Below are 22563 nucleotides of genomic sequence, written 5' to 3' on the forward strand. Positions count from 1 at the left end.
GACGAGCAGGGTTAAGCGATATGGAGCAAGGAACGCCGGAAACCACCGACCGGCATTTTTGTTCCGGGAACAACAAACAAGGCCAGAGCCGTGAGGCTCTGACCTATAAAAAATTTTCGGGGTATTTGCAAATGAAAATGCTCAGCAAACATTTCATCTACGTCTCGATGAAGACGTGGTAATGACTGAAATCAGCTCACTGCTTACTGGTTGCAGTGCCATCGGTATTTCGCATCGACAGAGCAATTCGTTCGGCAGTGCCAATTGGAATCTCGCCAACCACAGTGACCATCATCTCGCCTTCAGGCGTTGTCAGGCGACGGGAAACGGCAACGGTTGGACCCAGTTGCGTGCGGGTGTCAGTGACGGTTGCGCCGTTCAAAGGCTCAAGGAAGACCGAAAAACGTGCCAAGCCGTCGTCGTACAGCAAACTGTTGACCTGAGTCTTGGTTTCCGGGTCCTTGTGCGAGGTACTGCTGGTCAGTTCAAAACCCGGCGGCAGCCAGTCGGAATGCCAGACCTGAGCGGCCTTGACGGCCGAAGCCTTGTCGCTGTCGAGCGTTATCGCTTTACAGTCGGCATCAGCCTGCAAATCTTTGTCCGACGGGACTTCGTCAGTATCAAGACTGGTGAACTGGAAGCGTTCGAGCAACTGCCCCTTGTCGTTCAGCAGCAACGACTTCAGCGGCAAACCCGTTTTCTTGTCCAGATGCAATTCAAAACCGTAACGATGCTGATCGCGAGGCGTCAGCGATACAATCACTGCGTCTCGCCCAGCCACGCGCGATTTGCCGATGACGGCAAGGTCATACCAGTTTTTCAGCTTTTGCGGATCGAGAGGACGAGCGGCTGAGTTGGGGGAATCCCCCAGACCGGCAATCAGGGTGCCGCTGACGCATTGAGTATGTCCATCAATGCGCACGACTTCCTGCGCCGAACCGTCGAGCTGGAGTAAACGCTCGCGAACCTGGCCATTCTGGACGCGATGCCAGATGTTATGGGTAGAAAAGCTACCGTTACGCTCGTATACGAAAGTGCCGTGAAAGCTTTGCTGCTGCTCGGCCTGGCCCAGACGGGTTAGCCAGTCCTGGGCCTCATCAGCGTGGGCTGGAACTATGAACCAGCCACTGAGCAGAAGCGAAAGTAGAGGTATGGCGCGCATGATCCTCCTTAACGGTTTTCCAGACTTGCTGCACGTGCGTATGGCAACGCGCTTTCAGTGCCTTTCAATGCAGCCTGTTGGGCGTGCTGGCGCAAGTACCCTGGCAGACGCTGATCGTGCCAGCCTGGCTGACCTTGCAGAACGCCATTAGCCATAGGGCCAGTCGCTTCCGAACTCTCACTGTAGCCTGCCAGAACAGCCGGACCTTTGACCTGTGGGGTGGCCAGGGTTGGCTGATTGGATTGCTGAGCCAGCTCAACACCGGCGATTTCGTCCTGGTTGTACAGGCGAACACCGGCCAGAACGGCAACAGTTACCGAGGCTGCAACAGCCAGACGGCCAAGATTGCGCCATGGGCTGCGAGATACTTTGGCCGGAGCCGTTTCGTCTTCCAGTGCAGCAGACACTGCCGCAGCGATATCCAGACGTGGAAGCAGCAGATCCTTGTGCATGGCTGCCCGAGCGATCTGGTAACGAGCCCAGGTCTCACGGGTATCAACATCATCCAGTGCATTGAGCACTCGACGCAATTCCAGTTCGTCCGCTTCGTTATCCATCACTGCGGACAGCGATTCCTGCAGGGCTTCACGACTCATGGCGTTCCTCTCTTGGCTGTCGCCGCTGTCTCAGTTTTCCTGCAACAACGGCTGCAGGGCTTTATCGATGGCCTCCCGGGCGCGGAAAATCCGGGAGCGCACGGTACCCACCGGACATTGCATGACGCTCGCAATGTCCTCGTAACTCAGACCATCGAATTCACGTAAAGTTAACGCCGTACGCAAATCCTCTGGCAGTTGCTGAATGGTTCGATGGACAGTGCCTTCGATCTCATCCCGCAGCAGTGCACGTTCTGGTGACTCGAGATCCTTGAGGCCATGATCGCCATCGTAGAACTCTGCATCTTCGGAACTTACATCGCTATCCGGCGGCCGGCGGCCGCGTGAAACCAGGTAATTCTTTGCCGTGTTAATGGCAATACGGTACAGCCACGTATAAAACGCACTGTCGCCGCGAAAGTTTCCAAGCGCTCGATATGCCTTGATAAAGGCTTCCTGAGCCACGTCCTGGGCTTCATGGGTGTCGTGCACAAAACGCACGATCAACCCGAGAATCTTGTGCTGATACTTCAGCACCAACAGATCGAAAGCTCGCTTGTCGCCGCGTTGAACGCGCTCGACCAGCTGCTGATCCTCTTCCTGGGTTAGCATGAACACTCCTCGATAAGCCCGAAGGAGACTTGCATAACTAAACGACCAGACTTGCAAACATAGACTCGGGCTTTTCGCAAAAGTTCTCCCCCTCCAGGCAAGTTTCCTGCGGGCTCTGATTTGGCACGCACGAAAAGCGCAGCTCGGGATAAACCGGCTGCGCGAATAATCTTGTCATCGGTTCGCCGGCAGGAATCCAACCGCAGATTCCGCACTGAAGCCGACACTGTCCCTTATCTCTGGCACCGACTATTGATCTTGGGCCTTTGGCAAAAGTTCCAATTATTTATAGCCTTCACCACCTGACATTGGGCGACCCTGTGCAGAAAAAGGCTGTTTCAGCACCGATACAGTCGTCTTTTCCCCAAACGGGTGAGAAAAACTTCCGACGAAGCACACGGTTTTTTCGGTCACAGTAGTTTCACAATGCCATATCGGCCCGGCTATTGTGCCGCTCCCCCCCTCTATATACTAGTGGGCTGTGTGGCTGTCTTGACTCGCCGATCCGGCAGTCCTGCACCACCCCCGACCCGGGTCGCTTTGAGCGGAATCCTGTAATGAGCCAACAATTCCAACATGATGTTCTGGTCATTGGCAGCGGTGCTGCCGGTTTGAGTCTCGCGCTGACCCTGCCGGGTCATTTGCGCATTGCTGTATTGAGCAAAGGTGATCTCGCCAACGGATCCACCTATTGGGCCCAGGGCGGGGTTGCTGCCGTGCTGGATGACACCGACACTGTCGAATCCCACGTCGATGACACCCTGAACGCCGGCGGCGGTCTGTGCCACGAAGACGCAGTACGTTTCACCGTCGAGCATAGCCGCGAGGCCATCCAGTGGTTGATCGACCAAGGCGTACCCTTCACCCGCGACGATCAGTCCGGCACGGAAGACGGCGGATTCGAATTCCACCTGACCCGCGAAGGCGGCCACAGCCATCGGCGCATCATCCACGCCGCTGATGCTACCGGTGCGGCCATTTTCAAAACCCTGCTGGCCCAGGCCAAAGAGCGTTCGAATATCGAACTGCTGGAGCAGCGAGTCGCCGTCGACCTGATCACCGAACGACGCCTGGGCATGGAAGGCGAACGTTGCCTCGGCGCCTACGTACTCAACCGCAAGACTGGCGAAGTCGACACCTACGGCGCACGCTTCGTGATTCTGGCCTCGGGCGGTGCCGCCAAGGTCTATCTCTATACCAGTAACCCCGATGGCGCCTGCGGTGATGGCATCGCCATGGCCTGGCGTTCAGGTTGCCGGGTGGCGAACCTGGAATTCAATCAGTTCCACCCGACTTGCCTGTATCACCCGCAGGCCAAGAGTTTTCTGATCACCGAAGCCCTGCGCGGCGAAGGCGCCCATTTGAAGCTGCCCAACGGCGAACGCTTCATGTCCCGCTTCGACAAGCGCGCCGAGCTGGCACCGCGCGACATCGTCGCTCGGGCCATCGACCATGAAATGAAGCGCTTGGGCGTTGACTGCGTGTATCTCGACATCAGCCACAAACCCGAAGCGTTCATCAAAAGCCACTTCCCGACTGTTTATGAGCGCTGCCTGGGCTTCGGCATCGACATCACCAAGCAGCCGATTCCGGTCGTCCCGGCGGCGCATTACACCTGTGGCGGCGTGATGGTTGATCAGAGCGGCCGCACCGATGTGCCAGGTCTTTACGCCATCGGCGAAACCAGCTTCACCGGTCTGCACGGCGCCAACCGCATGGCCAGTAATTCGCTGCTGGAATGTTTCGTCTATGCCCGTTCGGCTGCAGCCGACATCCTCGCGCAACTGGACGATGTCGTCGCGCCAAGTGCCCTGCCCGCCTGGGACGCCAGCCAGGTCACCGACTCCGACGAGGACGTGATCATCGCGCACAACTGGGATGAACTGCGGCGGTTCATGTGGGACTACGTCGGCATCGTGCGCACCAACAAGCGCCTGCAACGAGCGCAGCACCGTGTGCGCCTGCTGCTGGACGAAATCGACGAGTTCTACAGCAACTATAAGGTCAGTCGCGATCTGATCGAACTGCGCAACCTGGCACAAGTCGCCGAACTGATGATTTGCTCAGCCATGGAGCGCAAGGAAAGTCGCGGCCTGCATTACACCCTCGACTATCCCGACCTGTTGCCCGAGGCGCTCGACACTATTCTGGTGCCGCCCACCTACGCCGGCTGAACTTGAGTCTTACTCGCAGGCGTCGGTGCAGATCCGCCGCCTGCGAGTCCCGTGGTACACAGATTGATCTGACCCGCCATTCCCCGCGCAGACGAAAACGCAACACCACGATCAACGGCAGCGCCAGGCTGTCCGGCCTCAACTGCACGGCTTGCCAGCCATCCGCCTGATTCCATAACTGCCAGCCATCGGCGTCCCGGCGCAATCCGCGAAACGCCCTAGGGTGATTCAGCAGAATCTGCCGAGGCAACACCCAAAATCCGTGAAGCAGACAGCCAAAAGCCGCGAGCAAACTTGCCCAGAGTGGAATAGAAAGCAGGAACAACGCACCCAGTGCGAACGCCTGGGCCAACAGATACGCCGCCAGCAACTGCCGTGAGGCATGCCAGCGGCATTCGAACGTGTTACTTGGGCTGGACACGGTCCAGGATCATGCGAACCATGCGCTGCAGCTCCGGATCTTCAGACTCGCTGCGCTCCATGAACCAACCGAACATGTCCTGATCCTCACACGTCAACAGACGGACATACAGATCGCGATCCACCTGGTTCAACGTCGCGTAAACCTCCTGCACGAACGGCACCAGCAACACGTCAAGCTCAAGCATGCCGCGACGGCTGTGCCAAAAGAGGCGATTCAGTTCAACTTGTTCGACCATGGAGCCCTCCTCAAATTTGGCGGCAAGTATACAGCGCCGAGGCGGGTCGCACAGTCGGCTTTGGTCGGGCACCACCGATCCTTTATCAACTACCCATTTCACCAACGCGCCCTTATGATGTGCCCCAGTCTATTTACCCTGCGAAGACCCATGGCCGATTCTGCTTTTTTCTGCACCCTGTCTCATGAAGGCGTTCTCGCGGTTCGCGGCGCGGATGCCGGAAAATTCCTGCAAGGCCAGTTGACCTGCAATCTCAATTACCTGAGCGACAGCCGCGCCAGCCTCGGTGCTCGCTGCACACAGAAAGGCCGGATGCAGTCGAGCTTTCGCATTCTGCTCGAAGGTGACGGCGTGGTCCTGGCGATGGCCAGCGAGCTGCTGGAGCCGCAACTGGCGGACCTGAAAAAGTACGCGGTGTTCTCCAAATCGAAACTGACCGACGAAAGTGCCGCTTGGGTACGTTTTGGCCTGGAACATGGCGATAACGCCCTGACCAGCCTCGGTCTGGACCTGCCGGCAGAAACCGACAGCCTTGTGCGTAATGAGGGTCTGATCGCGATCCGCGTCTCGCCGGATCGCGCCGAACTCTGGGCACCGGCCGATCAGGCGGATGCCATCAAAGCCAAATTGTCCGAAGCCCTGCCTGAAGCCGAGCTGAATCAATGGCTGCTGGGCCAGATCCGCGCCGGTATCGGCCAGGTCATGCCAAGCACCCGCGAGCTGTTCATCCCGCAGATGCTCAACCTGCAGGCCGTCGGCGGCGTGAGCTTCAAGAAAGGCTGCTACACCGGCCAGGAAATCGTTGCGCGCATGCAGTACCTGGGCAAACTCAAGCGTCGTCTGTATCGCTTGAGCCTGGACGCTGCTGATTTGCCGGAGCCTGGCACACAATTATTCGCGCCAAGCCACAACAGCTCCATTGGTGAAGTGGTGCTGGCCGCCAAGGCCGGGCAAAACATTGAACTCCTGGCGGTGCTGCAGGCCGAAGCTGCCGAAGCCGGTGATTTGCATCTGGGCACCCTCGAAGGTCCCGCGCTGCATCTGCTCGACCTGCCTTACGAACTGGATCGCGACCGCGAAATCCAGCGCTGATCGCAGCATTTGTTGCAACACCCTAGAGAGTTTAAATGAGCGAACTGGCGGAAAAAGTCCAACAGGATTTGGTTGCGGCCATCGATAACGATGACCTGGTTCTGCCCACGTTGCCGGAAGTGGCCCTGCAGATTCGCAAGGCCGCTGAAGACCCGGAAATCAGCGTCAGCGACCTGAGCAAAGTCATCGGCCGCGACACGGCGCTGTCGGCGCGCCTGATCAAAGTGGTCAACAGCCCGCTACTGCGCGCCGCGCAGGAAGTCACCGACCTGCACACCGCCATCACCCGGCTGGGCATCAACTACAGCAGCAACCTGGCCATCGGCCTGGTGATGGAGCAGATCTTCCACGCCCGCTCCGAAGTGGTCGAACAGAAGATGCGCGAAGTCTGGCGCAAGAGCCTGGAAATTGCCGGGGTCAGTTACGCGTTGTGCCGCCGCTACACGCAACTCAAGCCCGATCAGGCAGCCCTTGGCGGGCTGGTGCATCAGATCGGGGTACTGCCGATTCTGACTTACGCCGAAGATCACTATGAGCTGCTGTCGGATCCGGTCAGCCTCAACCATGTGATCGACCATATTCACCCGTTGCTGGGCGACAAGTTGCTGCGCGTCTGGGAGTTCCCGGAACGATTGGTGGAGTTGCCGGGGCGCTATCAGGACTTCAAGCGCGACTCGACGGCCATTGATTACGTCGATCTGGTGCAGGTGGCGAGCTTGTATTGCCACAAGGGCACTGACCACCCGTTTGCGCGGATTGATCCAATGACAGTTCCGGCGTTCCGCAAGCTTGGGATCGATCAGGAAAACAAAGCGCTGTGTGACGATCTGGAAGAATCGCGGACGATGTTTTACTGATCCGAGACCGAGGCGCGACCTTCGCGAGCAGGCTCGCTCCCACTCTGGAATGCATTTTCCTGTGGGAGCGAGCTTGTTCGCGAAGGGGCCAGCAAAACCACCACAATCAGCCGGCGATAAAACTGACCCGCACCTTCAACCCCGCCTGCTCACCGTCATGCAAGGTGATCTGCGCCAGATGCGCCCGGCAGATCTCACCGACAATCGCCAGTCCCAGCCCAGAACCCGCCACCTGCTGATTACGCCGGTAGAACCGCTCGAACACCCGATCGCGCTCCTCCAGCGGAATGCCCGGGCCGTCATCTTCGACCTCAAGCACAGCCGGCGCTGTCACGCGCAAAATCACATTGCCGCCCGGTGGCGTGTGCGCCAACGCGTTGTCCACCAGATTGCTCAGCAACTCGTTCAGCAACGTCGGCTCACCGCGCAGCCACACCGGTTCGTCCGCCTCCAGCGCCAGCGCCACCCCGCGCTTGTGCGCCAACGGCGCCATGGCCATGCCCAATTCCCGGGCCAACTGGCTCAGATCGAGCAACTGCGCACCGCCCTCGGCAATCGCCCGGGCACCGTTTTCGACGCGCGCCAGCGACAACAACTGGTTGGCCAGATGGGTCAGGCGATCAGTGCTTTGCGCCGAGGATTCCAATGTCGTACGCCACGTCTCGGGTTCGTTCGAACGCAGGCCCAGTTCAAGCCGCGCCTTCAGCGCCGCCAATGGTGTACGCAACTCATGGGCGGCATCGGCAATGAACTGCGCTTGCCGTTCAAACTGCCCGCGCAAGCGCTCGGTGAAGTGATTGAGCCCGCGCACCAGCGGCCACAGCTCATGCTGCACTTCAACCAATGGCAGCGGGCGCAAGTCGTCGGGCTGACGTTCTTCCACCGCCGTGCGCAACCGCTCCAGCGGTCGTAATGCGGCACTGACCGCAAACCACACCAGCAACAACGCGCCAATCGCCAACATGCCCAGGCGCAGTAAGGTATCTGCCGCCAGGCTACGCGCCATGCTCACCCGTGCCTCGTCGGTTTCGGCCACGCGGATTTCCGCCATGCCATTCATGTTCGGCTCCGTCACCGCCTTGAGCAGACTGACCACGCGCACGTTCTGACCTTTGTACGTGGCGTTGTAGAAGCGCGCCAACGCGGGGTAACTGTCCGTTCGCGGCGTCCCCGGTGGCGGGCCGGGGAGGTTTTCGTAGCCGGAAATCAGCTTCTGATGGATATCGTTGACCTGATAGTAAATCCGCCCGGCGCTGTCGTAAGCGAAGGTATCGAGTGCGACGTAGGGCACATCGGCGCTCAGTGTGCCGTCACGCTGCGACAGGCCCGCCGCGATGGTCCGCGCCGAGGCCAGCAACGTGCGGTCGTATGCCGTGTCAGCGGCTTCGCGACCGTTCCAGTACGCGCTCAATCCGCTGGCGAGCATCAACACCACCAGCAACAACGCGAGGTTCCACAACAAGCGCCAGCGCAGGCTGCTGGGCTTATGCATCGCGGCTTTCCAGCAAATAACCCAGACCACGGAACGTCACGATCGCCACCGGTTGGCCGTCGAGTTTCTTGCGCAAACGGTGCACGTAGATTTCGATGGCATCGGGGCTGGCCTCTTCGTCGAGGCCGAACACCTGGGACGCCAGTTGCTCCTTGCTCATCACCCGTCCCGGCCGGGCGATCAGCGCTTCCAGCACCGCTTGTTCGCGGGACGTCAGGGTCAGCAACTCTTCGCCGAGAGTGAAGCGCCGGGTGTCGAGGTCGTAGGCCAGCACCCCGCAGCGCTGCTGCCGTTCACCACCGAGCACACTGCGGCGCAGCAAGGCTTTGACCCGTGCTTCCAGTTCAGTCAGTTCGAACGGTTTGGCGAGGTAATCATCGGCACCTAGATTGAGGCCGTGGACACGATCCTTCACATCGCTGCGCGCCGTCAGCATCAGCACCGGCAGGTTTTTTCCACGTGCGCGCAAACGCGCCAGCACCTCGAAACCGTCCATGCGCGGCAGGCCGACATCAAGGATCGCCACGGCGTATTCCTCACTGCCCAGAGCCAGATCGGCGGCCACGCCATCGTGCAAGACATCCACGGTCAGACCGGTGCTCTTGAGCGCCTGAGCGACACTTTCGGCCAGTTGCAGATGGTCTTCGACGAGCAGAACACGCATGGATTTTTACCTCGTTCAGGGATGGCCGACGCCACGCTTTGCCGCGGAGTTTACAGCCGCAACCGCCGCTGTGAAGCCCGAAAACCTTGAAAGTCTGCTGAAAGGTTAGCGAAAGGTTAGCTGGTTAGAGTCGGCCCACGGACAGTTCCGACTGCCGTCGCTGATGCCACACAGCGCAAAGAAAAACGCCTCGAAGCGTTTTCGACCAATAAGAACAATAAACGGAGTACACCCGCATGCCGTCCATGCAGCCTCAGGCCTCCACGCCTGTTCGCCCTTCCCGTTTCAGCCACACCGCCCTCGCCAGTGCTGCCGCCCTTGCCGGCTTTTCGCCGTTGAGTTTTGCCGACTTCATTGACGACAGCAGCGCCACGTTCGAAACCCGCAACATGTATTTCAATCGCGACTTTCGCGATGGCACCAGCGCCCAGCAATCCAAGCGTGACGAATGGGCTCAAGGGTTCATGCTCAATCTGCAGTCGGGTTACACCGACGGCACCGTAGGGTTCGGTGTCGATGCTTTAGGCATGCTCGGCGTCAAACTCGATTCAAGCCCGGACCGCACCGGTACCGGCCTGCTGCCGACCCACGATGACGGACGCGCGGCGGATGAATACTCCAAAGTCGGCCTGACCGGCAAAGTGAAAATTTCCGCCACCGAGCTGAAAATCGGCAGCCTGATTCCTGAACTGCCGATCCTCAAACCGAACGACGGGCGCATCCTGCCGCAGACCTTTGAAGGCGGTTTGCTGACCTCCAAAGAGATCAAGAACCTGACCTTCACTGGTGGTCGACTGGAGAAGGCCAAGGATCGTGACAGCACCGATTTCGAGGACATCGCCCTCAACAACAAGAACAGCCGTTTTGCCGGCACCGCCGCTGGCAAGCACTTCGATTTTGGCGGCGTGGACTACAAGTTCACCGACAAGATCACCGGCAGTTACCACTTCGCCCAACTCGACGAAGTCTACAACCAGCACTTCTTCGGCCTCGTTGCCTCGCGACCTATGGGACCCGGCACGTTTGCCACCGACCTGCGTTTCGCCGTCAGTGATGATCAGGGCGCAGCCCGCGGCGGCGAGATCGACAACCGCTCGCTCAACGGTCTGGTCAGCTATGCGCTGAGCGGCCACAAGTTCAGCGCCGGTTACCAGCACATGTCTGGCGACAGTGCCTTCCCTTATGTCGATGGCAGCGACCCGTACCTGGTCAACTTCGTGCAGATCAACGACTTCGCCGGTGCTGAAGAACGCTCCTGGCAGGCACGCTACGACTTTGACTTCGCCAAGCTCGGCATTCCTGGCCTGAGCTTCATGAGTCGTTACCTGAGCGGTGACAACATCAAGCTCAAGAACGGTGAAGAAGGCAAAGAGTGGGAACGCAACACCGAGATCAAATATGTAGTACAAAGCGGCGCCTTGAAGGATGTCGCCGTGCGTTTGCGTAATGCCACTTACCGCTCCAACTACTCGGCTCGCGATGCAGATGAAGTGCGTTTGCTGGTGAGCTACAGCGTTGCCCTTTGGTAAATGCCCGTAAGTGAAAAACACGTCGAATAACAACAATGCCCGTGGAGAATCGAATGAACCTGTCACTGCGTAAAGTTGCAATGGCCGCCAGTTGCATCCTGTTTGCCGGCCAACTGATGGCCGAACCGAAACGTCCGGAATGTATCGCCCCGGCCTCCCCCGGCGGTGGTTTCGACCTGACCTGCAAACTGGTGCAGAGCGCACTGGTCAACCAGAAACTGCTGAGCAAACCGATGCGTGTGACCTACATGCCCGGCGGTGTCGGCGCAGTGGCCTACAACGCCGTGGTTGCGCAACGTCCGGCCGATGCCGGTACGCTGGTGGCGTGGTCGAGCGGTTCGCTGCTGAACCTGGCCCAGGGCAAGTTCGGTCGTTTCGATGAGACCAACGTGCGTTGGCTGGCAGCGGTCGGCACCAGCTACGGCGCCATCGCGGTGAAAAGCGATTCGCCCTACAAGACCCTCGACGATCTCGTTCAGGCTCTGAAGAAAGATCCAAGCTCCGTGGTGATCGGTTCCGGCGGTACTGTCGGCAGCCAGGACTGGATGCAAACTGCACTGATCGCCAAGGCTGCCGGGATCAACCCGCGCGACCTGCGTTACGTGGCGCTCGAAGGTGGCGGCGAAATCGCCACAGCCCTGCTCGGCGGCCACATTCAGGTCGGCAGCACCGACATCTCCGACTCCATGCCGCACATCCAGAGCGGCGACATGCGCCTGCTCGCGGTGTTCGCCGACAAGCGTCTCGACGAGCCGGAAATGAAAGACATCCCGACTGCTCGCGAGCAAGGCTACGACATCGTCTGGCCAGTGGTGCGCGGTTTCTACCTGGGGCCAAAAGTCAGCGATGAAGACTACGCCTGGTGGAAAGACTCGTTCGACAAACTGCTGGCCTCCGATGAGTTCGCCAAACTGCGCGATCAGCGTGAATTGTTCCCGTTCGCCATGACCGGCCCGGAACTCGACACCTACGTGAAGAAGCAGGTGGCGGACTACAAAGTGCTGGCCAAAGAGTTCGGCCTGATCCAGTGATCGCCTCTGTCTAGCCGCTGCGTTCCCGGGGACGGGGACGCGGCACAGGAGTTCCCATGCTTATTCAACGCATTTTCGCCTCAGTGCTGTTGCTGGTCTGTGCCGGCCTGGCACTGATGGCGTGGCCGTACCAAGCGGCTTTTTCCTACGAACCGGTGGGGCCGCGCGCCTTCCCTCTGCTGATGCTCGGCCTGATGGGCGCGGCGCTGCTGTACATGGTGTTTCGCCCGGCGCCGATCAAACACAGCGATGACGAGCCGCCACTGGATCGCGAAACCCTGACCAAGATTGCTATCTGCGTCGCACTGCTGCTGGTGTTCGCCGGCCTCTTCGAACCGCTGGGTTTCATCCTCAGCAGCATCCTCATCGGCATTCCGATGGCGCGCCTGTATGGCGGGCGCTGGATGCCGAGCATCGTGGTGACCACGCTGATGGCCATCGGTCTGTACCTGCTGTTCGACCGTGTGATGGACGTTCCGCTGCCCCTTGGCCTGCTCGACGTGCTGGAGAACTGATATGGATACCCTCGGTTATTTGGGTCAAGGCTTTGGCGTCGCGCTGAGCCCTTACAATTTGGTCACGGCGCTGACCGGCACGCTGATCGGCACCGTCGTTGGCTTGCTCCCGGGCCTGGGCCCGATCAATGGCGTGGCACTGCTGATTCCGATTGCTTTCGCCCTCGGCCTGCCGCCGGAGTCGGCGTTGATTCTGTTGGCAGCGGTGTATCTGGGCTGTGAATACGGCGGGCGGATCAGCTCGATTCTGCTGAACATTCCCGGCGAAGCATCGACCGTGATGACCACCCTCGATGGTTACCCGATGGCCCGCAAAGGTCTGGCCGGTGTGGCGCTGTCGCTGTCGGCGTGGAGTTCGTTTATCGGTGCATTCATCGCCACCTGCGGCATGGTCCTGTTCGCGCCGCTGCTGGCGAAATGGGCGATTGCCTTTGGCCCGGCGGAATACTTCGTGTTGATGGTGTTTGCGATTGTCTGTCTCGGCGGTATGGCCGGTGATCGACCATTGAAGACCTTCATCGCGGCATTGATCGGTCTGTTCCTGTCGAGCGTCGGCATTGACGCCAACAGCGGCGTATACCGCTTTACCGGCGACAACATCCACCTGACTGACGGCATTCAATTCGTCGTGCTGGTACTGGGTCTGTTCTCGGTCAGCGAGATTCTGTTGCTGCTGGAGAAAACCCATCGCGGTCAGGAAGCAGTGAAAGCCACCGGCCGCATGATGTTCAACTTCAAGGAAGCCTCGTCGGTGTTCGTGGTGAACATCCGTTGCGGCCTGCTCGGGTTCATCATGGGCGTGTTGCCGGGTGCCGGCGCGACGCTGGCCAGCGCCGTGGCCTACATGACCGAAAAACGCATCGCCGGTGCCAGCGGCAAATTCGGTGAAGGTGATGCCCGTGGCCTCGCCGCACCGGAAACCGCTATCGGTGCTTCGGCCTGCGGCGCACTGGTACCGATGCTGACGCTGGGCGTGCCAGGTTCGGGCACCACGGCAGTGATGATCGGCGCCCTGTCGCTGTACAACATCACCCCGGGCCCGCTGCTGTTCCAGCAGCAACCGGACATTGTCTGGGGCCTGATTGCCTCGTTGTTCATCGCCAACATCATGCTGGTGATCCTCAACATCCCGATGATCCGCATCTTCACCCGCATCCTCGCGGTGCCGAACTGGGCACTGGTGCCGGTGATCGCGATCATCACCGGGATCGGCGTCTACGCGGTGCACGCCACCACGTTCGACCTGTTCCTGATGGTCGGCATCGGCATCTTCGGCTACATCCTGCGCAAGCTCGACTTCCCGTTGTCGCCGGTACTGCTGGGCTTCATCCTCGGTGGTCTGATGGAGCAGAACCTGCGTCGGGCACTGTCGATTTCCAACGGTGCGCTGGAGATCCTCTGGTCGAGCCCGATCACCTTCGGTGTCTGGGTGCTGACCGCGATCATGCTGCTGATGCCGCTGCTGCGCATCTGGCGCAAACGCTCGGTCGCGCGCCGCGCCATTGCCGATGTTTGATCGTGCTTCATTGAAATCCTGGTGGGGAACCCCGCTGGTCGGTCTGCTTGGCGGTTACCTCGCCAGCCAGATCGGCTGGCCACTGCCGTGGATGGTCGGCTCGTTGCTGGCGATCATCCTCGTGCGCTGCCTGACCCCGTGGCAACTCACGGAAATCCCTGGCGGCCGCAAGTGCGGTCAGTGGATCGTCGGCATCGGGATTGGCCTGCACTTCACCCCGGTGGTGATGGAGCAGGTGCTCAGTCATTTCGGTTTGATCTTCTTCGGTGCGCTGGTCACCAGTTTGTCGGCAGTGGTCGGCGTGTGGCTGATGCGCCGCACCGGCGAGGACCGCGCCACGGCGTTTTTCTCCAGCATGCCCGGCGGTTCCGGGGAGATGGTCAACCTCGGCGCCCGCAACGGCGCGATGCTCAGTCATGTTGCGGCAGGGCAGAGTTTGCGGGTGCTGGTGGTGGTGCTGTGTGTGCCGGCAGCGTTCAAGTACCTGCTCGGTGATGGCAACCCGATTTCTCACGCAGGCAGCGTCGATTGGCGCTGGCTGGCGATTCTGTTTCCGGCGGGCGGTTTGCTTGCGTGGCTCTGGCAGCGTTTGCGCCAACCCAATCCGTGGCTGTTCGGGCCGTTGCTGGTGAGTGCGGCGGTGAGCATTGGCTGGGATTTGCACATTGGTTTGCCCAATGGCGGCAGTCAGATTGGCCAGTGGCTGATTGGCAGCGGTCTGGGTTGTCACTTCAATCGGCAGTTCTTCCGCCGCGCGCCTTCGTTTATGGGGCGGACATTGATCGGCACGGCGTTGACCATGTTGATCGCGACGTTGGCGGCGTTAGGGTTGAGCGCTTTGACCCATCTGGATCTGCGTTCACTGACACTGGGCATGATGCCCGGCGGGATTGCCGAGATGAGTCTGACGGCAGAGACGCTGCAATTGTCGGTGCCGTTGGTGACGGCGATGCAGGTGATGCGGTTGTTGTTTGTGCTGTTTCTGGCGGAGCCGTTGTTCAAGTACTGGAATCGTAATCCGGAGTAAGACCGAGTTGCCCCCATCGCGAGCAGGCTCACTCCTACAGGGGAGCGCATTTCAACTGTAGGAGTGAGCCTGCTCGCGATGCTTTTTAGATCGACGGCAAACGCCACTCGATCGGCGTCTCGCCATTCTGCTCGAGAAACTTGTTGGTCCGGCTGAAGTGTCCACAACCCAAAAACCCGCGATATGCCGACAATGGTGACGGATGCACCGACGTCAGCACCAGATGCTTGGTCGCATCGATCAGCTTCTGCTTGCTCTGCGCATGGGCGCCCCAAAGCATGAACACCAGATGCGGCTGGCGCTCGCTGACCAGCTCAATGATCCGATCAGTGAAGAACTGCCAGCCCTTGTCCTTGTGCGCATTGGCATTGGCGCGCTCGACGGTCATGGTGGTGTTGATCATCAGCACGCCCTGATCGGCCCAGCTCTGCAGGTAACCGTGATTGGGAATATCGATGTTCAGGTCGCGCTTCAATTCTTTATAGATGTTGACCAGCGACGGCGGCGCCGGCACGCCCGGTTGCACCGAAAAGCACAAGCCGTGGGCCTGGCCCGGGCCGTGATACGGGTCCTGACCGAGGATCACCACCTTCACTTTATCCAGCGGCGTCGAGTTCAACGCGCTGAAAATCATCGGTCCCGGCGGATAGATTTCCTTGCCGGCCGCCCGCTCCTGCTGCAGAAACTGGCGCAACTCTGCCATGTAAGGCTGGTCGAACTCAGCACGCAGTGCCTCCTTCCAGCTCGGTTCGAGTTTGATACGGTCGTCAGCAGTCATGGTCATACCCGGCAAAAACAATGGGGCGAACCCTAGGAAAGCCGACCACGCTTGTCAATTGATCTGATGCAGATCCGGCACTTTCCCACACAACGATCATACTGATCGTTCAAATTCCCGATCGAGGTCACGATGAATCTGCACTTCGAAGAACTCACCGGCACCGACGGCGCCCGCATCGGTATCGCCAGCCTGGATGCTGAAAAATCGCTGAATGCGCTGTCCCTGCCGATGATCAACGCCCTCAGCGACAAGTTGAACGCATGGGCCAAGGATCCACAAATCGTCTGTGTGCTGCTGCGCGGTAACGGCGCCAAGGCCTTCTGCGCCGGCGGCGAGGTGCGCAGCCTGGTCGAGGCCTGTCGCGCCCATCCCGGCGAAGTCCCGCCGTTGGCTGCGCAGTTTTTCAGCGCGGAATACCGTCTGGACTACAGCCTGCACACCTATCCAAAACCGCTGATCTGCTGGGGCCATGGTTACGTGCTCGGCGGCGGTATGGGTTTGCTGCAAGGCGCCAGTACGCGGATCGTCACACCGAGCAGCCGCTTGGCGATGCCGGAAATCACCATTGGTCTGTATCCGGATGTCGGCGCCAGTTGGTTTCTCGCACGGCTGCCGGGCAAACTCGGTTTGTTTCTGGGCCTGACCGGTACGCACATGAACAGTCGTGATGCGATCGATCTGGATCTGGCTGATCGCTTCCTGCTTGACGAACAACAGCCGCAACTGATCGAAGGCCTGCTGCAACTGAATTGGCAGGAACAGACCGACATGCAACTCAACAGTCTGCTCAAGGCTCTGCAGCAGGAAGCCGTGGCGCAGATGCCCGAGGCACAATGGTTGCCACGGCGGCAGCAAATTGATGAATGGCTGGATGTCAGTGATGTCACCTGTGCGTGGAAAGCCATCAGCCTGCAACGCGACAGCAGCGACCCGTTGATCGCCCGCGCGGCGAAAACCATGAGCGAAGGCTCACCCCTGACCGCGCATCTGGTCTGGGAACAGATCATCCGCGCCCGACACCTGTCGTTGGCGGAAGTCTTTCAGATGGAATACACCCTGAGCCTCAATTGCTGCCGGCATCCGGAGTTCAGCGAAGGGGTTCGCGCGCGCTTGATCGACAAGGATCAGAAGCCGCACTGGCATTGGCCGGACGTCAGCAACGTGCCGGATGCGGTGGTCGAGGCGCACTTTCACAAGGTCTGGGAGGGGCGGCATCCGTTGGCGGATCTGACGCAGTATTGAACTGACGCGATGCTCGCGATGACGACTGGATTCCCATCGCGAGCTGGCTCAATCGGTCGCCATACGACTCAGACATTCAGCTCGTAAAACTGAATGATCTCCGTCATCGCCCGCTGCGCTTCTTCGTCGCCCTTTATCAAAATGTCTTCGACATCCCTCAATGGCGGAAGAGGATGCAGACGTTCAGCAATCTGCATCGCGCTGTAGTCTTGAGTCGCTGTTCCTTCGCTGACTCTTATGAAGCCGATAGCGCTTTCGCCTGCGGCAAAATGATTGGAAACCCGGATTTTCGGTGCCATGCCGTAATCCACCACGATCACCAGATCATCGCGCTCACGGTGAAACTTCAAGTTGTCGATCGTCAGCCTGCGTTCGGAAAAGTCGATCCCGTCAAGGCCGTCTCCCCGATTGATGATCACATCCCTGCCGAGGCCATCGTATCGGTAGATATCATTTCCGGCGCCGCCGGTTAGCGTGTCATTGCCCGGCCCACCCAACAGCAGATCATCACCGGGGCTGCCCGTGAGCACGTCATCCCCTTCCATGCCTCGGATTTCCCCCGCGCCGCTTATCGTGTCGTTGCCTTGACCACCGACTAACGGCAGCGCCCGTCCGTCTCGCAGAGACGTAAAACGCGTTGAATTGTTAACGGTTACACCCGTATGAAAAGTCTCGGGCGCAGGGCCCAGCTGACTTGACTCCAAGAGTTGTTTCAAACTCACGACCGACCCATCGGCGAAATTCAAGAGCTCAATCCCGGCCCCCTCAAGGTCACCGTTGAGGGGCAAGACGATACGAACTTTCTGTATCCCACCCCAATTGATATCGAGTGTCGGATGGAGCATTTTCGCTCTTGGCGGATTGCGGTGTGCCCCGCGACCTGGGTTGGGTTCCAGCTCGACATGTGTGGTTTCTATCAGCGCAGCACCCCAGCTCAATTGCAGTGCATCGCGCTGCGCGTCTGCTGGAAGGACGACCGTGTCCTGATCGATCAACCCGTACTCGTCTTTCCACCCCGCTGCGCCAACTTCTGCTCGGTGGAAAACAGGGTTCGGCACATCCGCAATCGTGGTAGTTGCTCCGGCGTGCGCTTGCACGATGTAGGTGTCGGCACCGTCTTCACCATAAAGCCAATCATCCCCTGCCCCGCTGACCAGATAGTCGGCGCCCTCGGAGCCCAGCAAGGTATCGTCACCTGCACCTGCGGATAAAAACGCGCCCGGTGTTCTGTCGCCGACAGTGCCGTAGTCAAGTGCGGAGCCTGCATAAGCGACAATCAGATCGTCTCCCGCGCCGCCGTGGAAAACGTTTTCCACTTCAACGTTGACTCGCCCGCCGACATCGTCGCCAGAGACGATTTTGCGTTTGATCGTTTCAGTTGTGACATCCCAGCGAAATGCCTTGGGCACCGTTTCCCCCGAACCGAAGCTTGCTGCCGGATAGATGTACCAGCCCTCAAGCGCGCCGGATTCCTTACGGTTTTCAACCAATACATCTCCCGTATTGAATGAAAAGCCGGTGGCCGAGCCGGATCGATAATAGCGAGGCGCCTGACTTGAAGAGGCTATCGCCCCACCGGCTTTCACCTGTTTATGTTCGACACGGGTTGTGGTTTTCGACTGCCTTTCACTGACCACGGCATGCCCCGCATCAACCTTCATCCATGGCGGCGTTTCAGACAGTGTTCCCGCTTCGACGCTGTCATCGCTCAGCTCGGTGTGAGTGATGTAACCGGTGTCGCTAGTCGTGATATGACTGCGAACCCAGACGCCTTGATCACTCAAGGTGAAACCTGTGGCATGTTTGCGGGCGTAGCGCCTGGATTTGATTTGCGCGAGGAATTTTTCAGTCCAGTCAACGGGGTGATCAGATGCCACAGGACGTTGCGCCGCGGTGGTTACATCGTCTGGCTGAACCGGATCTTCAACTTTGCTTTGCTGGATTCCTGAGGCGGTTACAACTTCCGGTACAGGTGACTCGGGCACCTTTATCGGCGGCAATGTTTTGCGCAGGACATCCTCATAACCAAGTACAACGCCATCGCTGAAGCTGAACGTTGAATTCTTCCACTCTTCATGATTCCTGATAAGGATGGCGTCCCCTTCACCATTGAACAGCCGCAATACCCGGCCTACAGAAACATCAATGATGTCGGCCTTCAGACTTTCCGCAGAAAACCCGGCGCCGAACTTGATGACATTGCTGCCACCTGAATCGGTGATAACGTCAAGCCCATCACCCACCCCGAAATAGTAAACATCAGCGCCGTCATGGCCCTCCATCACGTCGTTACCGGCCCCGCCATCAAAAACGTTATTCCCGGAATCGCCACGAAGGTGGTCTACGCCCTCCCCGCCCAATAACGTGTCATTCCCACCACCGCCGAGCAAGGTATCGTTGCCTGAACCACCGTCCAGATAATCTGCGCCGTGTTCAACCTCGGCTGTCTGCTCGTAGTCGCCGGATAAAATGTCATCATCAGCGCCGCCATAAAGCGTGTCGGCGCCCAAGCCGCCTAAAAGGGTATCGTTTCCTTCATCGCCTTGAAGGTAATCATTGTTGATTCCACCTGACTGCAGGTTGGAGACATCGCCATCCAGCGCGTCAGCTCCTGCCCCACCGATCAAAGTATCGGAGCCACCCATTCCCTGAAGTGTGTCATCGCCCGCTCCACCATCAAGTAAATCATTACCGTGATAACGAACCGGATGCTCAGCATAATCCCCGGCCAGCGCGTCGTTACCTTCACCTCCGAACAGCAGATCATCCGCCCCGCCCCCCAAAAGTGTGTCGTCTCCCGCACCACCGTCCAGCAGGTCATTTCCAAAAAAGTGGGCGGCGTCACCGGCAACGCCGTTCAGTACATCGTCATCCCCGTGGAGAGTGTCATTGCCAGAGCCACCATAAATCGCATCGGCTCCACCGTTACCAGCGAGCCAATCATCGCCACTGCCACCGTCCAATACATCGTTGCCATGGTGTTTGCTTTGCAGTCCACCTCCCCAGTCGAGGTTGTCTCCCAATAGTGTGTCGTTACCGCTTCCTCCCGCCAGCGTGTCATCCCCCCCATCCCCTCCAAGAAGATCATCTTCAGTTCCGCCATCAAGCAGATCCTCACCCCATCCGCCATTGAGAACATCGCGACCGCCCTGACCGTAGAGAACATCGTTATCGCCCTGCGTCGAACTGTTAAAGGAGGCCTTTGAAAAGACAGTTCGGTGGCTGGTGACACCACCGTCTATAAGTACGTCGACGCGTTTGAATCCCCATTTCTGCTCCAGCGCGCCGGTCGTTTCATCCCCTGATAAAACGTCATCTCCCGCACCTCCAATCAGCGTATCCCGATCGTTACCGCCCAGAAGCACGTCCTGGGATGCCGTACCGATGAGCAAATCGTGGCCTGCCCCTCCATCAAGCCAATCACCTCGAGCTGTTTTCCCTTTAACGTCGCCAGCGGCCATGGCCTTCTCGAGCGTTGTCTGTTTATCCCCAAACAGCTGATCGTTTCCGGCCTTGCCGAATAATCGATCAGAACCGCCAAGTCCGAGAATGACGTCGTCCTTGGCAGAGCCGTACAGCACATCGGCCTTGTTTCTCTGTTTTACGTTGGCCAATAGCAAGGCGTTGCCCAGCTCATCGTATGAGAACTGATCCCCGGGAACATTGGGGTCGATATCTTTCGCTTTCCAGTCGCCCTGGAGAACCAGGTCGGGAGCAGAGACCGTAGGGTCTTGGTGTTCAGGAAGTCGGATACCCAGCATCCCGGGGCGGAAGTTCTTGATAACGACGAGATCGTTCAGGCCATATTTGATGTTGAGCGTGGGTTCGCTGAGTTCTTCGATGAGAGTCAGGGTAATGGCCTGATCCTCGGTCGACCAGACATCGCTCAAAGGGGCGCGGCGTTTGAGTGAAGGAATCGGCGCGCCGTTGATCCATAGCTGCCCATTGGCGTTGGCGTCGAAGATCTCATCGATGCCATCACCGCTGGAAAACTCATAGCGGTCGCTGCCTTCGCCACCGATCAAAGAGTCGTTACCCTTTCCTCCGACCAGAACATCATCACCGGCCATTCCGTACAGCGCATCATTGCCGTCGCCTCCGAAAAGCAAGTCATTGCCGCCTCCACCCTCGATGACATCCTGACCTGCCAGCCCGTTGATCGTGTCATTGCCCGCGCCGCCAAACAGATGATCCGTGTTCGCACCGCCCGCGAAAGACCGCGCGCCGTCATCACCGAACATGACCAGCGGGTTCAACACACCGGTGGTCATCGGCACCTGTTTGGCTGAGGCGAGATCGGAGTAGGAAAACTTCTGCAGCGATTGTTCTCCAAACGAGCCCTGGGTTCGGGCAATCAACCGGGCCAACATTTGCGCACGATCGGCGAGCCATTGCGCGGTGATGAAACCTTCGCCGGTCAGCGGATCGTAGAGCTCCAGTCCGCGTCCGGAGTAACCGTCATCGCGTTCTATGACGATTTCACTGAGTTGCTTAAGCGAGTTGCGCAGTGCCAGGCCGATGGGTGTCGACTCACCCGCCAGTTTTGCCCATGAGTTCGCGTTTCCGTATTCGCCTATTGATCGGGTGACGATGCTTTGGGACTGCTCTGGTGAAAATGCCGAGAAGAATGCGTAGGCGTTGGTGGCGAAGGTTTCATCGGTGGTAGGTGGCGCTGCTGAATCGCCGTCGTAGGTGCGCTTGAACATGTCCAGGAATTCGTTCTGGCCATAGCGCAGTATCAGGTCGACCACAACGGAAACCGGCGTGCCTTGAACGACATGCTGAATCAGCGGATTGAGGCTGCCACTGGCGAGCGCGATATTGATTTGCTCTGGCACGACGGAAAGCAGACTTTGCAATGGGTTGACGCCGAAATTGCTGATCGCCGCTCGCAGGCCGACACTGTATGAATCGATGGCGAACAGAATATTTTTATAGTCATCGAGCCTGTTGGCTTTTGCTTGAGTCGGCGGGCCGCCATCTTCCCCTTGCGAATCACCAGCGGAGATCAATCTCCAGGTTTCATAGGGCGGCGCTCCACCCAACAGGCTGAATCCGACTGTCCCGGACCAGCCGGCGTTATGGCTCACGGCTGTATCCTTCTCTCCGCAAGCCTCACTAAACAGTGCCTTGCCGATCGCACTGGCATCAATCTCTGCAATCTGGCTGATGGATGGAACCGTCCAGGGTGCCAGTCGACCAGCGAGGGATCCGTCGATCAAGGTATTGATGAAATTGGCGGCGACCTGATTCGATGACAGCTGCATCAGGTCTTCACTGAAGATTTTATTCAGTCTCAATTCGCCTTGGCGCGAGGTGTAGCCGCGAATCAGGGCGGAGTAGGCACCGTTTCCCCCGTTGGCATCAATGGCCACGGCAAGCCAGAGCCTGGCGCTTTTCAGAATTTTCCCCGCTTCATTATCGACAACGGTAACCTCAGAAACTCTAAGGCCAATAATATCGAATAGCTTTTGATACAGGGGAGCGCAGCTAGCCCCTGTTAATTTCAGCGCAAGATATTCGACATCTTCAGAGTCGAACATCAGCCCCTTGCAAATATTTGCTGCATTTAAAATTTCTGATTTTTCCAGATCATTAAAAACATAACTCATCG

The 22563-nt window shown here is 58.7% G+C and carries 18 protein-coding genes; 9 read left to right on the plus strand and 9 right to left on the minus strand.

Going from position 1 to position 22563, the window contains the following annotated elements; translation table 11 throughout:
* Window positions 1-196: 196 nt before the first annotated feature.
* The 3 genes from H8F23_RS05955 to rpoE are packed head-to-tail and all read right to left on the minus strand — an operon-like array spanning window position 197 to window position 2370.
* Entirely contained in the window at window positions 197-1162 is a 966-nt protein-coding gene (locus tag H8F23_RS05955) for a MucB/RseB C-terminal domain-containing protein (protein ID WP_194933728.1), read from the minus strand.
* A gap of 8 nt (window positions 1163-1170) precedes the next feature.
* Window positions 1171-1758, minus strand: a complete 588-nt coding sequence (locus H8F23_RS05960) for a sigma-E factor negative regulatory protein (RefSeq protein ID WP_034153146.1) — start codon at window positions 1756-1758, stop codon at window positions 1171-1173.
* Window positions 1759-1788: 30 nt separating this feature from the next.
* Window positions 1789-2370, minus strand: coding sequence for an RNA polymerase sigma factor RpoE (gene rpoE / locus H8F23_RS05965; RefSeq protein ID WP_003172477.1), 582 nt, complete (start codon window positions 2368-2370; stop codon window positions 1789-1791).
* A 557-nt stretch (window positions 2371-2927) separates the two neighbouring features.
* On the opposite strand from rpoE, the gene nadB reads away from it, so the two are divergent.
* Window positions 2928-4544 carry an L-aspartate oxidase gene (nadB, locus tag H8F23_RS05970; RefSeq protein ID WP_194933729.1) on the plus strand — a complete coding sequence of 539 codons (1617 nt, stop codon included), beginning with the start codon at window positions 2928-2930 and terminating at the stop codon, window positions 4542-4544.
* Here the strand turns inward: nadB and H8F23_RS05975 are convergent.
* Together H8F23_RS05975 and H8F23_RS05980 are read right to left on the minus strand one after the other, a co-directional pair.
* Window positions 4513-4965 (minus strand): protein YgfX, encoded by a 453-nt coding sequence (locus H8F23_RS05975; RefSeq protein ID WP_194933730.1) that lies wholly within the window; start codon window positions 4963-4965, stop codon window positions 4513-4515. The genes nadB and H8F23_RS05975 overlap by 32 nt on opposite strands.
* The gene (locus H8F23_RS05980) at window positions 4949-5203 is read right to left on the minus strand and encodes an FAD assembly factor SdhE (RefSeq protein WP_007911418.1); all 255 of its coding nucleotides are present in this window, start codon (window positions 5201-5203) and stop codon (window positions 4949-4951) included. Before H8F23_RS05980 ends, H8F23_RS05975 begins: the two co-directional genes overlap by 17 nt.
* A 150-nt stretch (window positions 5204-5353) precedes the next feature.
* On the opposite strand from H8F23_RS05980, the gene ygfZ reads away from it, so the two are divergent.
* Window positions 5354-6295: a CAF17-like 4Fe-4S cluster assembly/insertion protein YgfZ gene (gene ygfZ / locus H8F23_RS05985; protein ID WP_194933731.1), complete on the plus strand. Its 942-nt coding sequence runs from the start codon at window positions 5354-5356 to the stop codon at window positions 6293-6295.
* Window positions 6296-6330: 35 nt separating this feature from the next.
* Window positions 6331-7152: an HDOD domain-containing protein gene (locus H8F23_RS05990; protein WP_194933732.1), complete on the plus strand. Its 822-nt coding sequence runs from the start codon at window positions 6331-6333 to the stop codon at window positions 7150-7152.
* A gap of 106 nt (window positions 7153-7258) precedes the next feature.
* Here H8F23_RS05990 and H8F23_RS05995 read toward each other — a convergent pair whose 3' ends face one another.
* Together H8F23_RS05995 and H8F23_RS06000 are read right to left on the minus strand one after the other, a co-directional pair.
* On the minus strand, window positions 7259-8644 hold the full coding sequence (locus H8F23_RS05995) for a sensor histidine kinase (RefSeq protein WP_095119116.1): 1386 nt from the start codon (window positions 8642-8644) through the stop codon (window positions 7259-7261).
* Window positions 8637-9308 carry a response regulator gene (locus tag H8F23_RS06000; RefSeq protein WP_007911422.1) on the minus strand — a complete coding sequence of 224 codons (672 nt, stop codon included), beginning with the start codon at window positions 9306-9308 and terminating at the stop codon, window positions 8637-8639. The genes H8F23_RS05995 and H8F23_RS06000 overlap by 8 nt, the downstream gene beginning before the upstream one ends.
* Before the next feature lie 236 nt (window positions 9309-9544).
* Between H8F23_RS06000 and H8F23_RS06005 the strand changes: the two genes are divergently transcribed.
* Genes H8F23_RS06005 through H8F23_RS06025 form a run of 5 tightly spaced genes read left to right on the plus strand, consistent with a single transcriptional unit; the run spans window position 9545 to window position 14926 of the window.
* Window positions 9545-10837, plus strand: coding sequence for an OprD family porin (locus H8F23_RS06005; RefSeq protein ID WP_093438390.1), 1293 nt, complete (start codon window positions 9545-9547; stop codon window positions 10835-10837).
* A gap of 53 nt (window positions 10838-10890) precedes the next feature.
* Window positions 10891-11868 carry a Bug family tripartite tricarboxylate transporter substrate binding protein gene (locus H8F23_RS06010; protein ID WP_194933733.1) on the plus strand — a complete coding sequence of 326 codons (978 nt, stop codon included), beginning with the start codon at window positions 10891-10893 and terminating at the stop codon, window positions 11866-11868.
* 56 nt (window positions 11869-11924) lie between these two features.
* Window positions 11925-12383, plus strand: coding sequence for a tripartite tricarboxylate transporter TctB family protein (locus H8F23_RS06015; RefSeq protein ID WP_095119119.1), 459 nt, complete (start codon window positions 11925-11927; stop codon window positions 12381-12383).
* A 1-nt stretch (window position 12384) separates the two neighbouring features.
* The gene (locus H8F23_RS06020; protein ID WP_134178113.1) at window positions 12385-13899 is read left to right on the plus strand and encodes a tripartite tricarboxylate transporter permease; all 1515 of its coding nucleotides are present in this window, start codon (window positions 12385-12387) and stop codon (window positions 13897-13899) included.
* The gene (locus tag H8F23_RS06025) at window positions 13892-14926 is read left to right on the plus strand and encodes an AbrB family transcriptional regulator (protein WP_077571521.1); all 1035 of its coding nucleotides are present in this window, start codon (window positions 13892-13894) and stop codon (window positions 14924-14926) included. Before H8F23_RS06020 ends, H8F23_RS06025 begins: the two co-directional genes overlap by 8 nt.
* A gap of 85 nt (window positions 14927-15011) precedes the next feature.
* On the opposite strand, the gene ung is transcribed toward H8F23_RS06025, so the two are convergent.
* Window positions 15012-15704 (minus strand): uracil-DNA glycosylase, encoded by a 693-nt coding sequence (gene ung / locus H8F23_RS06030; protein WP_194933734.1) that lies wholly within the window; start codon window positions 15702-15704, stop codon window positions 15012-15014.
* A 132-nt stretch (window positions 15705-15836) separates the two neighbouring features.
* On the opposite strand from ung, the gene H8F23_RS06035 reads away from it, so the two are divergent.
* Window positions 15837-16949: an enoyl-CoA hydratase/isomerase family protein gene (locus H8F23_RS06035; protein WP_194933735.1), complete on the plus strand. Its 1113-nt coding sequence runs from the start codon at window positions 15837-15839 to the stop codon at window positions 16947-16949.
* A gap of 68 nt (window positions 16950-17017) precedes the next feature.
* Here H8F23_RS06035 and H8F23_RS29030 read toward each other — a convergent pair whose 3' ends face one another.
* Window positions 17018-22561, minus strand: a complete 5544-nt coding sequence (locus tag H8F23_RS29030; RefSeq protein WP_194933736.1) for a calcium-binding protein — start codon at window positions 22559-22561, stop codon at window positions 17018-17020.
* Between the last annotated feature and the right edge of the window lie 2 nt (window positions 22562-22563).

The sequence above is a fragment of the Pseudomonas neuropathica genome (assembly GCF_015461835.1).
Classification (GTDB): domain Bacteria; phylum Pseudomonadota; class Gammaproteobacteria; order Pseudomonadales; family Pseudomonadaceae; genus Aquipseudomonas; species Aquipseudomonas neuropathica.